10 protein-coding genes are annotated in these 13,371 nt (G+C 62.3%); 5 read left to right on the plus strand and 5 right to left on the minus strand.

All coding sequences use genetic code 11. The features are described 5' to 3' along the window. Positions 1 to 2,206 (minus strand): mechanosensitive ion channel domain-containing protein (locus tag GSQ88_RS22485; RefSeq protein WP_246784931.1); only part of this gene is annotated, 2,206 nt, incomplete at its 3' end. A gap of 201 nt (positions 2,207 to 2,407) precedes the next feature. Here GSQ88_RS22485 and GSQ88_RS22490 point away from each other — a divergent pair. Beyond that, positions 2,408 to 4,102, plus strand: a complete 1,695-nt coding sequence (locus tag GSQ88_RS22490; RefSeq protein ID WP_159009964.1) for a GMC family oxidoreductase — start codon at positions 2,408 to 2,410, stop codon at positions 4,100 to 4,102. Positions 4,103 to 4,207: 105 nt separating this feature from the next. On the opposite strand, the gene GSQ88_RS22495 is transcribed toward GSQ88_RS22490, so the two are convergent. The 3 genes from GSQ88_RS22495 to GSQ88_RS22505 all read right to left on the minus strand — a co-directional run bounded on the left by GSQ88_RS22495 (position 4,208) and on the right by GSQ88_RS22505 (position 6,266). Continuing rightward, positions 4,208 to 4,528 (minus strand): HigA family addiction module antitoxin, encoded by a 321-nt coding sequence (locus GSQ88_RS22495; RefSeq protein WP_283810703.1) that lies wholly within the window; start codon positions 4,526 to 4,528, stop codon positions 4,208 to 4,210. Between the two features lie 12 nt (positions 4,529 to 4,540). Further along, positions 4,541 to 4,822: a type II toxin-antitoxin system RelE/ParE family toxin gene (locus GSQ88_RS22500; RefSeq protein WP_159009965.1), complete on the minus strand. Its 282-nt coding sequence runs from the start codon at positions 4,820 to 4,822 to the stop codon at positions 4,541 to 4,543. Between the two features lie 223 nt (positions 4,823 to 5,045). Further along, positions 5,046 to 6,266 carry an ABC transporter substrate-binding protein gene (locus tag GSQ88_RS22505; protein ID WP_159009966.1) on the minus strand — a complete coding sequence of 407 codons (1,221 nt, stop codon included), beginning with the start codon at positions 6,264 to 6,266 and terminating at the stop codon, positions 5,046 to 5,048. 333 nt (positions 6,267 to 6,599) lie between these two features. On the opposite strand from GSQ88_RS22505, the gene GSQ88_RS22510 reads away from it, so the two are divergent. From GSQ88_RS22510 to GSQ88_RS22525, 4 genes are all read left to right on the plus strand, one after another. Continuing rightward, the gene (locus tag GSQ88_RS22510) at positions 6,600 to 7,547 is read left to right on the plus strand and encodes an NAD(P)-dependent oxidoreductase (RefSeq protein WP_246784933.1); all 948 of its coding nucleotides are present in this window, start codon (positions 6,600 to 6,602) and stop codon (positions 7,545 to 7,547) included. Positions 7,548 to 7,599: 52 nt separating this feature from the next. After that, positions 7,600 to 8,796 carry an NADH:flavin oxidoreductase/NADH oxidase gene (locus GSQ88_RS22515; RefSeq protein ID WP_159009967.1) on the plus strand — a complete coding sequence of 399 codons (1,197 nt, stop codon included), beginning with the start codon at positions 7,600 to 7,602 and terminating at the stop codon, positions 8,794 to 8,796. 131 nt (positions 8,797 to 8,927) lie between these two features. Beyond that, positions 8,928 to 10,367, plus strand: coding sequence for a DUF5107 domain-containing protein (locus GSQ88_RS22520; RefSeq protein ID WP_159009968.1), 1,440 nt, complete (start codon positions 8,928 to 8,930; stop codon positions 10,365 to 10,367). Between the two features lie 298 nt (positions 10,368 to 10,665). Then, positions 10,666 to 10,917: a hypothetical protein gene (locus GSQ88_RS22525; protein WP_210253867.1), complete on the plus strand. Its 252-nt coding sequence runs from the start codon at positions 10,666 to 10,668 to the stop codon at positions 10,915 to 10,917. Between the two features lie 813 nt (positions 10,918 to 11,730). Here GSQ88_RS22525 and GSQ88_RS22530 read toward each other — a convergent pair. Then, positions 11,731 to 12,654 (minus strand): ketopantoate reductase family protein, encoded by a 924-nt coding sequence (locus GSQ88_RS22530; protein ID WP_159009970.1) that lies wholly within the window; start codon positions 12,652 to 12,654, stop codon positions 11,731 to 11,733. Between the last annotated feature and the right edge of the window lie 717 nt (positions 12,655 to 13,371).

The following is a 13,371-nucleotide window of genomic DNA, read 5'->3' on the forward strand; positions in this document are numbered from 1 at the left end:
TCGAGCCATCGACCTTGTCGACGCCCCACAATTCGAGATCGCCGCGGATCGCCTGGCGGTATTCGGTCTCCTTGCGCATTTCGGCGACGATATCCTTCAGGATCTGGCCGGCGCGGTCGGTGTCTTCCTTGTAGGCGACATTGACGCTGACCGCCGCGTTGCCGGCGCCGCGGCTGGAATTGGTCAACGTCGTCACCGCGCTGAAGGGAACGATGTGCACCGCGCCGTCGCCGGCGCGCAATCTGATGGTGCGGATCGAGACGTTCTCGACGGTGCCCGACAGGCCCGACACCGTGACGTTGTCGCCGACCTGCACGGTGTTCTCCAACAGCAGGAACAGCCCGGTGATGAGATCCTGTACCAGCTTCTGCGAGCCGAAGCCGATCGCGATGCCGACGATACCGGCGCCGGCCAATAGCGGGGCAACGTTGACGCCGATTTCGCTCAGCGCGGTCAGCCCGACCACCGCGACGATCACGCAGAACAGCACGGTTCGCAGCATCGGTTGAAAGGTCCGCAACCGCGCCGCGCGCGCATAGTGACCCTCGCGCGACAGCACATTGAGCTGCCGGTCCATCAGCGCGTTGGCGGCTTCCCAGATCGCCGCCGCCGCTCCCGCGGCAACGCCGATCGTCAGCACCGCCGACACCAGCCGGCTGCCGATCTGGTCGCCATAAAACCAGACGATGGCATCGACGCCCCAGACTTCGAGCAAAGCGACGAACCCGATAAAGGCGATGATCCCCGCGACGATCTTGCGCAACAACGGCAGATAGCGATTGGCGCGGGTCTCGAGCCCAGGGAAGCGTTGCAGGACATCCGGGCTGATCCGGAAGCCGCGATCGATCACGCTCAGCACCACGATGGTGGCAAGACGCGTGACCAGGACGACCGCGACGGTGCCGACGAAATATTGCAGCAGCAGCGAATAGCCGTTGCGGATATTGAGCGCCCACACCGCCCACAATCCTATGACAATCACGATCGCCGGAATGTGCCACAGGCTGGCGATCCGGTTGCGCGCCTTCGCGGCGACGCCTTGGCGGCCGTGCGGCCCGCGTATCGCGGCGGCGACCTGGCGGCGGCACTGCAGGATGATGACGACAACAAAGAGATGCACGATCAGCATCACCAGGCGCAGCAGCGCGATGTAGCCGGCATGGTGCAGGCCGAGCAGCAGCGCCACGTTCGCAAAGGCGATGCCGGTGACGCCGACGCCGACAATGCGCCGCGCCCAAATCTCGATATAGGCCGCGGTCTCCGCCCGAACGCGAAGCAGGCCGAACGGCCCCGCCAGCGCCCGCGCCACGCAGATCAGCCCACGCGACAGCGCATAGGCATTGACCACCGCGAAGATCACAAGCCTCGTGGTCGCGCGTTCGCCGAGGGCTGTGCCCAGCAACATCGTAGCGACCCCGACAAAGACGATGACCGGGAGCAGTTCGAGCAGCAGACGCCCCAACACGAACGGCAGCCTGACCAGCGACTGCCAGACCCGGACGAGATTGACACGGCGTTGATGCTGTTCGGGCTCCGCGCCCACGTCGCTCGCGTCCGACGGTGGATCGGCGGGTCCTGAGGTGACGGCCACCGTCCGCGCCGGCGCTTGCGCTGTTTGCTGCAAGCGTGTCTCGAGAAACGCCACCGGGCGCTGGATCAACCGGAAGACCACCCATTCGGCGACGAAGGCGCCACCGAACACCAGTGCGAGTTTCCAGGCGATATCGAGCAACTGGTCGTAGGCGGTGGGATCGTTGGCGGTTCGCACGATCCAGTAATAGAACGCCGGAAAATGCGTCAGCGTGCGCGCGACGTCGGCGATCTGGTGCGAGAAATCGTCGACCTGATCGGATATCGTCAGCAGCAGCTGGGCGCCGAGGCTGTCGGACGTCAAGGGCAGCGCGGATTCCGGCGCGGGTGCGGGTGGCGCGGCCGGCGCGGCAGCAGTGTCAGGCGAGGCTCTGTCAGAAGTGGCTTTGTCGGGCGAAACTTTGTCGGGAGAGGCTTTGGCGATCGCGCGCAGCGTATCGATCATCTGTGCGCGCTTGGCGTCGTCCTGCAGCGTATCGAGCGCCCGTTTGGCCTGATCGGGCGTCAGCGCATCCGTGTTGGCCGCTGGCTTGGGCGCGGCGCCGGTCTGAGCAAGGGCAGGGGAGGCCAACAGCGCGCAGGCCAGCAGGATCGATGGAAGAAGTTTGTGCGACACGAAGGCCCCTTTTGAAATATCCGCACGATGCGCAAAACCGAGGAAGGTTTGCGCGTCGCGCATGCGTCATGTCGGAATGTCCCTTTTCGCCGTTATCATGTGTCGGAAGTTTGCCAGTCAGGCGGCATTCTCTTGGCATTTCAGATGCGCTATCGTCCCGTCACAAAACCCAGAAACGCAAAACAAAAGGGAACTCTCAAATTGTACGACTTCATCATCGTCGGCGGCGGCTCCGCCGGCTCGGTCATGGCTCATCGGCTATCGGCCAAAAGCGCCAACAAGGTTCTGCTCTGCGAGGCGGGTCAGGACACGCCGCCCGGTAACGAACCCGCCGAAATTCGCGACAGCTATCCCGGCACGGCCTATTTCGATCCGCGCTTCCACTGGACCGAGCTCAAGGTCACGACCCAGGTCGTCAGCCACAACAATCCGGACGAGGCGCGTCCGCCGTTGCGCAAATACGAGCAGGCGCGGGTGCTGGGCGGCGGCTCCTCGATCAACGGCCAGATGGCCAATCGCGGCGCGCCGACCGACTATAATGAATGGGAAGCGCGCGGCGCTACGGGGTGGGACTGGAACGGCGTGCTGCCGTTTTTCAGGAAACTGGAGCGCGACCTCGACTTCGACGGGCCCTACCACGGCAAGGACGGCCGGATTCCGGTGCGCCGCATCCCCAGGGAGCACTGGACCCGGCATTCTGAAGCGTTCGCCCAGGCCTTCCAGCAAGCCGGTTTTCAATTCGTGCCCGACCAGAATGGCGAGTTCGTCGACGGCTATTTTCCGGTGACGCACTCGAACCAGGACGAGCAACGGGTCTCGGCGGCGATGGGCTATCTCGATCGCGAAACCCGCAAGCGCGCCAATCTGACCATTTCCACCAACACGCAGGTCAAGGAGCTGTTGTTCGAAGGCACCCGCTGCGTCGGCGTCAAGGCGCAGATCGACGGCCGGGAACAGGAATTCCGCGGCCGCGAGATTATCCTCTCCAGCGGCGCGATCCATTCGCCGGCGCATCTCTTGCGCGCCGGCATCGGCCCGGTCGGCCATCTCAGGGACTTGGGCATTCCGGTGCTGATGGGGCTGCAAGGCGTCGGCCAGCGGCTGATGGACCATCCCTCGATTTCGCTGTCGAGCTTCGTGCGGCGCGGCGCGCGCATGAACGAGCACACCAGGCGTCACATGCAACTCGGCTTGCGTTACTCGTCGGGGCTGCAAGGGGTGCCGAAGGGCGACATGTTCGTCGTCGTGCTCAGCAAATCGGCCTGGCACGCGGTCGGCGAACAGATCGGCTCGCTGTTGACCTTCGTCAACAAGACCTATTCCGAGACCGGGCAAGTCAAACTCGCCTCGCGCGATCCGCAGGCGGAACCGATCGTCGAGTTCAATCTGTTGTCCGACCGGCGCGACCTCGACCGCCTGATGAGCGGCTTCCGCAAAATGGCGGCGATGCAGATGACGGAGTCGGTCAAGGCGGTAACCGATAAGCCGTTCCCGGCCTCCTACACCGATCGCGTGCGCAAGATCGGCGTGGTCAACACCAAAAACAAGATCCTGACCTCGATCGCCGCGACGATGATGGATGGGCCGGCGGCGCTGCGCCGTTACATGATCGACAATTTTGTCGTCGAAGGTTTCACTTTCGACGACGTCATCAATGACGACGAGGCGCTGGAAGCCTTTGTGCGCAAGGCCACGATCGGCGTCTGGCACGCCTCCTGCTCATGCCGGATGGGCCGCGACGACGATCCGATGGCGGTGGTCGACACCCAGGGCCGGGTCAAGGGCGTGCAGGGCCTGCGCGTGGTCGACGCCTCGATCTTCCCGGTGGTGCCGTGCGCCAACACCAATCTGCCGACGCTGATGTCAGCGGAAAAGATCGCCGACGCGATGCAGTGAGCGGTGGCGGCCCGGTCTTGGTGCGCCGGGCCGCATCATGGTGCCGCAAGAGTCGACCTTCGCCGACTGAATTTAAACGCGCGGCGGGGAGCCCGAAGCGGTAAACTACGCGGCAGTCTCGATGAACGGCTTGATCTGCGCCAGTTCATCCGAGATCTGGTTTTTCGCCGTCCGAATATCATAAGCGCTCTGCAAATTGAGCCAGAATTCGGCCGTGGTGCCAAAGGCCTTGGACAGGCGCAGCGCGGTATCCGCGGTGATGCCGGTCGCTTCGCTGGCAATCCGCTCAATACGCGTGCGCGGCACGCCACAGGCTTTCGCCAAAGCTCCCGGCGACATGTCGAGGGGAGCCAGAAATTCCTCCCGGAGAACTTCGCCGGGGTGCATCGGTGCAAGTTTCTTGAATGCAAGTTTCTTGGCCATCATCAACTTTCCCATTTAGTGATAGTCAGTAAATTCAACGTCCCTCGCGCCTTCGTCGGTCCAAACGAAGCAAATCCGGAATTGATCATTCACGCGGATTGAATGCTGACCTCTCCGGTCTCCCTTGAGCGCTTCGAGGCGGTTGCCCGGAGGAACTTTCAAGTCGGTGAGCACGGTAGCCGCCGCTATCATTTGCAGCTTGCGGCGCGTGATCTTGAGCAAATCAGCCGGAAATCCTTTGCGGGCTTCGCCTTCAAAAGCCGCTTCGGTTTCGGCGTTCTTGAAGCTCTTGATCATGAACGTATGTATCATTTTGTGATACAGGACGCAAGCGATGTATCACAAAATGATACAATTTTCCGATGTCTGAAAGACGGGATGGCTGTGTACCCGCAGCGCTGGTTACCAGCTCGCACGACCTGATCCGACGGAGTCGGTGAGCCGGTAAGGATGATGCTCAAGTGATAACGGTCGATGGGCATGCTTCAGCTTGATTGAAGCATGCCCTTTCATCATCCGCTCAGTCGCTATAGCCGGGCGCCAGGTTGAAGGCGCCGTCGCGCAGCGAATTGGCTTCCACCATCACCACTTCGTCGTCGGGGTAGCCGTTGTGCTCATCGGGCGTGAAGGTGATGTCGCCGAACACGCCCGGATATCGGTTGAGCTTGTTGAGGTAGCCGGTGATCTGCTCGGCCTCAGGGCCGGCGGTCTTGATCGCGTCCGCGATCATCCGCGGCATGTCATAGCCGGCCGTGATCCACCACAGCAGCGTATCGGCCATGTCGATCTTGGCGCTTTTCAGCCGGTCGAGAAACGCCGTGGTGCGCTCCGGCAGTTTGCCGCCGGCGCCGTAGCAAACCGGGCGGAAATTATTCGGATAGACCTTGGCCCAGTATTCTTGTTTTTCCAGCAGGTCCTTGGTCTGGCCGCTGCCGAGCGTGGTCTGGCCTACGATCGGCACGTCCCATGCCATCTGTCCACGGGTGTTGATGATGCGGGACAGGAAGCCGGCATTGACGCTCCAGGGCATGATCGCCTCGGCGCCCGACGACTGCATCCGCAGCAGCTCGGCCTTGAGGTCCGGATTGGCGGCGTCGATATTGCCCTGATAGACGACTTCGGCGCCTTGGGCCTTGAGCATCGGAACATAGGCGTTGACGCAGGCGGTGCCGTAGCCGGTGGTGTCGCTGACCACCGCGACCTTCTTGCGCTTCAAGACGTCCACCACATAGCGGTTGGCGGCGGCCCCGATCTGCTGGTTGGTGGAGGCGTTGCGGAAACACATCGGATATTTCTTCGGATCGGTCAGGCTGTCGACGAAGCAGGAATGCAGTTGCAGCACGTTCATGCGCGCCAGCAGCGGCACCACCGCGAGCGACTCGCCGGAATTGACCGGGCCGAGCACCGCCGTCACCTTCACCGCGCGGGCAAGCTCGGACGCTCCGTTGACCGCCTTGGTCGGATCGCTCTGGGTATCGCGGCTGACCAGCTCGATCTGGCGTCCATCGACGCCGCCGGCCGCGTTGATCTCCTGAACCGCCAATTGAACGCCGCGGTTGATACCGATCCCGGTCGATGAGGAAGGCCCGGTAAGCGCCGGCAGATAGCCGATCAGGATCGACTCTTTCGCGGCGATCGCGGGTTTGGGCAGACTGCTGGCGAGTGCTGCGACAGCCGCCGACGCCAGCGCCTGACGACGCGTCAATGTCTTTTTGGTCAAAGCCTTGTCGGTCAATGCCATCTCGGTTCTCTCCCTGGGTATTATTTTTTTGATTCACTCCCGAAGCGTTTCTTGAATTTAAGCTTCTCGATTACAAATTTTCTTGGCTTTGGATTTTCTTGGATTTTATCGCCGCGAGACTAGCGCCTCGGCTCGCTGGTCCGCAAGGCGCTCAATTCCGCTGCACGCCACTCCGGACAGCCAATTCCAGCAGGCCTGCCCGGCGATTTGCGCCGGGGCTGCGCCGTCGACACTTCCGCCCGGCGATGGTAACGAAATCGCAGATCTTGGTGCGACCAAGGTTCGGTTTCAACGGTGACGACAAGAACACCGCGCAACGACAAGGGAGTGACGATGGCCAGTGAAATCGTGGTCGGGTTCATTGGGCTCGGCACCATGGGTGGCAAGATGGCCACCAACATTCTCAAGGCCGGTTACAAGGTCGTGGTGCATGATCTGCACCGGCAATCGGCGGGCCATCATCTGCAGGCGGGCGCCGAATGGGCGGATACGCCGCGCGCGCTGGCCGAGCGGTCCGACGTGATCTTCACCTCGCTGCCGGAGCCCGCCGATGTCGAACGCGTGGCGCTGGGCGCCGACGGCCTGATCGAAGGCATCAAGCGCGGCGCGGCCTATTTTGATCTGTCGACGAATTCTCAAAGCACTGTGAAAAAAATTCACGAGGTCTTCGCCGCCAAGGGCGCGCACATGCTCGATGCACCCGTCAGCGGCGGCCCGTCAGGGGCGGCGTCGCGCAAGATGGCGATCTGGGTCGGCGGCGACAAAGAGGCCTATGAGCAATACAAGCCCGTGCTCGATGCGATGGGCGATCGTGCCTCCTATATCGGCGCGATCGGCAGCGCGACGGTGGCAAAGCTCGTGCACAACATGTCGGGCTATGCGATCACCTGCGCGCTCGCCGAGACCTTTGCGATGGGCGTCAAAGCCGGCATGGATCCGGTGGCGTTGTGGGAGGCGGTGCGCCAGGGCGTGGTCGGCCGCCGCCTGACGTTCGACGGCCTGCTCGACCAGTTCCTGCCCGGCAGTTACGATCCGCCGAGTTTTGCGCTCAAGCTCGCCACCAAGGACGTTGCGCTCGCAACCGCCTTGGGGCGTGAACTCGGCGTGCCCATGCGCATCTGTAACCTCGCTTATGCCGAGATGACCGAAGCGTGCAACCGCGGCTGGCAGGGCCGCGACTCGCGCGCGGTGATGCTGCTCGAGCAGGAGCGCGCCGGCGTCAGCATCGCGGCCGATCCGGAACAGGTGAAGCAGGCGGCGGAACGCGCCAAATCCGGCTAACGTGAAGTCCAGCCAATAGGGCCAACGACGATCTTGCAGGGAGAAGTTGCGAATGGACGGTCAATCGATCAACGGCGGCGGTGCGGCGCGCCCGATGCTGTTCGAGCCGCTTACGATCCGCGGTCTCACCTTGAAGAACCGCCTGGTGGTGCCGCCGATGGTGCATTATCGCGCCGAGGCCGGAAATACCTGCGGGACATTCCACGTCGTGCATCTCGGACGCTACGCGCTGGGCGGCTTCGGGCTGGTGTTCGTCGAGGCCACGGCGGTCGAGCCCGTCGGCCTCATCAACGAGCATGATCTCGGCATCTGGAACGATGCCCAGATGGAAAGTTTCAAGCCGCTGATCGCCTTCATGAAGCGCCAGGGCACCGCGATCGGAATCCAGCTCGCGCATGGCGGCCGCAAGGCGTCGTCGCAAACCGCGATGCAGGGCATGGGACCGCTGACCGAGGAAAACCTCAAAGCCGGCGCCAAAAGCTGGCAGCCGGTGGGCCCGACCGCCGAGCCGGTCGCCAACGGCTGGCTGACGCCGCGGCAACTGACGACGGCCGAGTGCAAGGCGATGGTCGGCACCTGGGCCAACGCGGCCAGGCACGCCGTCGGCGCCGGCTTCGACACCATCGAAATCCATACCGCGCACGGCTATCTGCTGGCTTCGTTCCTGTCGCCGGTCTCGAACACACGTAACGACGAGTATGGCGGTGACCGGGCCGGGCGGATGCGTCTGCCGCTGGAGATCGCCGAGGCGGTGCGCCGCGAAATGCCCGATACGATGCCGCTGTTCGTGCGCGTCTCGGCCGTCGACGGCACGGTGGAAGGTTGGAACCTGGACGACACGGTGGTGTTTGCCCGCGAGCTGAAGGCGCGCGGCGTCGACGTGATCGACTGTTCCTCGGGCGGCATTTCCGGTTCGGCCACCGCGGCGCAAGTGCCGCGCAGCCTTGGCTTTCAGGTTCCGTTCGCCGAGCGGGTTCGCACCGAGGCCGAGATCCCCACCATGGCGGTCGGCATTATCCTCGAGGCGCAGCAAGCCGAGCGCATTGTTGCGAACAGGCAGGCCGATCTGATCGCGATCGGCCGCCAGTCGCAATTCGATCCCAACATCGCGCACCATTGGGCGCACGAACTCGGCATCAACACCCGCTTCGAGGACTGGTCGCCCGAGTTCGGCTGGTGGCTTGAAAAACGCATCAGAACCCTGGACGGCTTTGCGACCCCGACCGGCGTTGTCACGCAGCGCTCGTAAGGCTACGCTTTCTCCTCCATTCTGAGGAGCATCGCACTTGCGATGCGTCTCGAAGGATGGCCGCAACGCACGGACTCGCCGCCGTCCTTCGAGACGCGCGCGAGTGCGCGCTCCTCAGGATGAGGTCGAGTGTGAACCGGTCGTGGCCCCGCGTTGCTTTCGCCGTCGCGGTGCTTTCGGCGCTTGGTGCGTTTGACGCCGACGCGCAGGCGGCGCAGCCTGCGCCGGACGGCGTGACGCTCAGTGACTCCACGATCGGCTGGAGCACCGCGAAATACGCGACGTTAGTGGATAACGGATTGGTCGAGGGTTCGCTCGATACCAACATTATCGTCGATCGCACCTTCAAGACCCATGTGCTCGAGAATCGTTATCTGAAGGTGACGCTGCTGCCCGAATTCGGCGGGCGCATCCTCTCCATTATCTACAAGCCGACCGGCCACGAACAGCTTTATCGCACCGAGGTCGGCGTGCCCTACGGCATCAAGACCGGCGTGTTCTATTACGACTGGATGATGGTGTATGGCGGCATCTTCCCGACCTTTCCGGATCCCGAGCACGGCAGGACATGGCTGAAGCCGTGGGATTTCAAGGTGCTCAAGCAGGATGCCGGCGAAGTGACGGTGTCGATGTCGCTGAAAGATGATGTTGCCTATGCGGCGGCGCCGAAGCAGTTCGGCAAGGGCCCGACCGGCATCGAGGCAACGTATTACGTCACGCTGAAGGCCGATCGCGCCGCGCTCGATACCCGCATCGTGCTGAAAAATCCGCAAAGCACGCCGGTCGACTACGAGTACTGGACCTGCACGACGCTGGCGCCGGGATCGGATCCGCAACATCCTGAAACAACCGGCGGCGCCGAAATCATCGGGCCGGTCCCGGCCTACAGCACGCCGCGCTGGTACGCCAATTTGTCCGAAGCCGACGACAGCGCGGGGCCGGGCACGCGCCGTTTTGAAAAATTGCGCTACTTCCGGAACTGGCCGACGATGGGCATCGCTTATGCGGCGCCCGACATGCAGGGCGGCAATTTCTGGGGCGTGATCAACCACGACAACGAAGAGGGCATCATCCGCATCGCCGACAACCGGGTGACGCCGGGCCTCAAGATGTGGACCTGGGGATTTCCGTCGTTCACCAACCAGACCGACGCGCGCAAGGACTTAACCCCGGCGCAGCCTTACGTCGAATTATGGGCCGGCGTGTCGGATCAATTCTTCCACAAGGCCAGCTTTGCCGCGCGGGGCGAAGTTTCGGTTGAGGAAACCTACAGCCCGACCGTCGGCATGCGCAACGTGACGGACGCCAACGAGCACATGCTGGTCGATCTGGCGGCCGATGCGGCGGGCGTCAATCTTGAGTTCTTCAGCATCGAGCCGGCCGCGCCGTTGCGCGTCACGCTGAAACGCGGCGATGCGGTATTGTTCGATGCGCCCGTCAACGTCGATCCGAAAAACGGCAATCGCATTTCCGCGCCGCTTGCCGCCGGCGGCAGCGGCGACCGCATCAAGCTGACGATCGCAACCGCCGCAGGCAAAGAACTGATCGCGGCCGAAACCGCAATAAAATAAACCGCGGCCGATCGCGGTCGCAGGGCCCGTAGGGTGGGTTAGCCGTAGGCGTAACCCACCGTTTTCGGCGCGCGGGAAGATGGTGGGTTACGGCTGCGCCTACCCAGCCTACGAGCTGTGAAAAAGAGCAAAGCCGTCACGCCGGCAAACGCGAGAGCGGATTAACGATCCGTAGAGCGTGGCGGACGATCGTGAGCAATCTTCCATTGAGCGTATCCGTCAGGTGTGGATATGATCTTGCACTCGCACCGCGAGAGTATCGCGGGCGAGCTGCTGCGCTGAAAACGGAACCATATCGGTGTGCAGCCATGCAGAGACCGTCAAGGTGATCGACCGGGCCGATGGAAAGGCCAAGGTCTATATCCTTGCGCGTCATGATGGTCTCTTTGAATACAGAGGCAACGCTGAAATTCAGGGCGATGAATACGAAGGTATCTATTGGTCGCCAACCGAACAATCCGGCCTCTTCGCTTCCGCTCATGAGGCCGAGCGCGCTGCACTGGATGACGTGCCATGGCTTCGTCACCAATTTAGGACACCCCTCGATTAGTCGAAAACGGGCAGGTTCCATTGCCAATGCCACCTAGACTGTTCGTCATTTTTGCCGAGAGCGCGCATGAAGCAGTGATTTTCAGGCGTGGACCGACTGGGTGGTGTCACGTCATTCGCTGGAATACTCATAACGACACCTTTCACAGCGGAGCCTGGTTCAAGGGGCGCATTTATCCTGAGAAATGCGACTTGTCTCCTGACGGCGAGTTGCTTTTATACTTCGTGCATCAAGGCAGTCGCTTTCGCACAAGCTATACACATGCGTGGACCGCAATCAGTCGTACTCCCTGGCTGACCGCCATCGGGCTATGGCCTCAAGGGACGACGTATGGAGGCGGCGGTCGTTTCACTGATAACCGCAGTGCTATCATCAGGGGGCATATGAGCATTCACCCTGATCATCCCGGCGCTGGGATGTCGATCGCTTTCGGCGACGTGCCCCACCATGTCTCGTGCGAGCAAGTTGAGGGCTCGGAGTGGTCGGGACGTGATCAGAATGGACGATTGGTTTTCACTCTGAACGGCCTGCTCATGTACAGAAATACCAAAGGTATTGATGTTTGCCTTGCGGACTTCAATGGCTACACGCCTGATCCGCAGCCTGCACCGCCATCCGCGGGCCAACCATTGAGGGCCTTCAAACAAAGAAGCAATCGGCGAAAGCGGAAAGAACGAGGCCGGTAGACCTCATGACGGATGAAGTACGTAGGGTGGGTTAGCCGTAGGCGTAACCACCGTTTTCGGCGATTGGAAAGATGGTGGGTTACGGCTGCGCGTAACCCACCCTACGATCTCACGCTTGGCTCGCCTCTCACGCCGGTGTGCCCATGACGTAAGGCTTCAGCAGCGCATACATCGTGGCGTGGGTTGGCGTGGCGACACCAAGCTCGCGTCCGAGCGCCACGACCTTGCCGCCGAGCCAGGGCAGTTCGAGCCGGTTGCCGCGATCGAGATCGAGCGCCATCGACGCCTTCATCGCCGGCGGCGAGCGGCCGACGAATTCGAGAATCTTTTCCAGCGCATCGCCCGGCAGCGCGATCCCTTTGGCGCGGCCGACATCGATCACTTCCTGGAAGGCTGCGATCATCATCGGGCGGATGTCCGGATCGTCGCGCAGGTTGCCGATCGGCTGGCGCGTCGCCGCGGTGACGCTGGCGTTGCTCGCCAGCAGGATGAACTTCATCCACAGTTCGGTCTGGATCTGGTCGCTCAAGGTGGCGTCGAAGCCGGCCTTCTGGCACAGCGCCAGAAGATCCTCGGCGCGTTGGCTGCGCGTGCCGTCGAATTCACCGAAGATCATCCGCATGAAGGTGCCGACTTGCTGGATCAGGCCCGGCGCCGTGATCGAGGCGCTGATTTGGGCGACGCCGCCCATCACGGCGTGGGGGCCCAGGATCGGGATCAGCCGTTCGGCGGCGTCGATGCCGTTCTGCAACGGGATCACCGCGGTATTGGCGCCGAGCAGCGGCTTGATGTGCTGGCCGGCGCTTTCGACGTCCCAGAGCTTGACACAGAACAGCACGATGTCGACCGTGCCGATCGAGGCGGGATCGTCGGTGGCCTGCGTCGGCACCAGATGGCTTTCGCCGCGACCGCCCTGGATCTTCAAGCCATGGCTTTTCATCGCGGCCAGATGCGCGCCGCGGGCGATGAAGGTGACGTTGGCTCCAGCCTTGGCCAGCGCCACACCAAACCCGCCTCCAACACCTCCGGCACCGACAACCGCAATCCGCATGAGTTTCTCCTGAACGCCTGGCGAAATCGTTTCGCCTCCGATCGGCGCCTGCGATTGGCGATAGCGCAATCCGGGGCGAGCGCCAAGCCGTTGATCTGCCCGAGGGGGCAAATCACTCGATGTTGTGTCCAGTCCTTTCACGCCTTCGCGTCATTTCTGATTTTCAGAAATTGTTCTTGACTCCAGACCCAAATCACCTGCTTATTTCTCGCCATCCCGTCCCGAGAGAGGGGGCGTTGGCCATCGTCACTGACGTTGGGGCGGGGAGCGATGGACGCCGATGCGCTTTTGACGAACAGCGCGTGAGGCGGACGGCAAAGTCGTGTGGTCCTGACGCCCCAATGGCTGGTGTCAAATTCCTAAGAAGCTCACGCTTCTGAGGGATGACGGTGACAAGCAAGCCAGGTCTCGCCGGGGAGAGCACGATATAAGCTGTAAAACCATTGCGCAGGGAAGGCCGGACTGCTTCCGCTGAACCTGTATGCTCGTGTGCGTTTTTTGTTTGCTACTTTTGCACACGGGACCGCGGGTGCAGCGCGCACCCGGTCTTCCCTGCGCCCTCTCGTTTTTTTGAGGGCAAATGAATTTGCAAACCTCGGGCGCAGTGTGTCGCGAGAATGCGGAGCTGCGCTTTCTTACCCTCCCCTGGAGGGGGAGGGTCGGCTCATATTGAGCGCAGCGAAATGTGAGACGGGGTGGGGTGGAGTAACTACGAGT

It is taken from the genome of Bradyrhizobium sp. S69, from assembly GCF_009766005.1.
Classification (GTDB): domain Bacteria; phylum Pseudomonadota; class Alphaproteobacteria; order Rhizobiales; family Xanthobacteraceae; genus Bradyrhizobium.

Excerpts from the sequence above, each read along its gene's own strand:
- GSQ88_RS22495 (WP_283810703.1), bottom strand. The coding sequence starts at position 4,528 with ATGATGGCCAAGAAACTTGCATTCAAGAAACTTGCACCGATGCACCCC.
- GSQ88_RS22530 (WP_159009970.1), bottom strand. The coding sequence starts at position 12,654 with ATGCGGATTGCGGTTGTCGGTGCCGGAGGTGTTGGAGGCGGGTTTGGT.
- GSQ88_RS22515 (WP_159009967.1), top strand. The coding sequence starts at position 7,600 with ATGGACGGTCAATCGATCAACGGCGGCGGTGCGGCGCGCCCGATGCTG.
- GSQ88_RS22505 (WP_159009966.1), bottom strand. The coding sequence starts at position 6,266 with ATGGCATTGACCGACAAGGCTTTGACCAAAAAGACATTGACGCGTCGT.
- GSQ88_RS22500 (WP_159009965.1), bottom strand. The coding sequence starts at position 4,822 with ATGATCAAGAGCTTCAAGAACGCCGAAACCGAAGCGGCTTTTGAAGGC.
- GSQ88_RS22510 (WP_246784933.1), top strand. The coding sequence starts at position 6,600 with ATGGCCAGTGAAATCGTGGTCGGGTTCATTGGGCTCGGCACCATGGGT.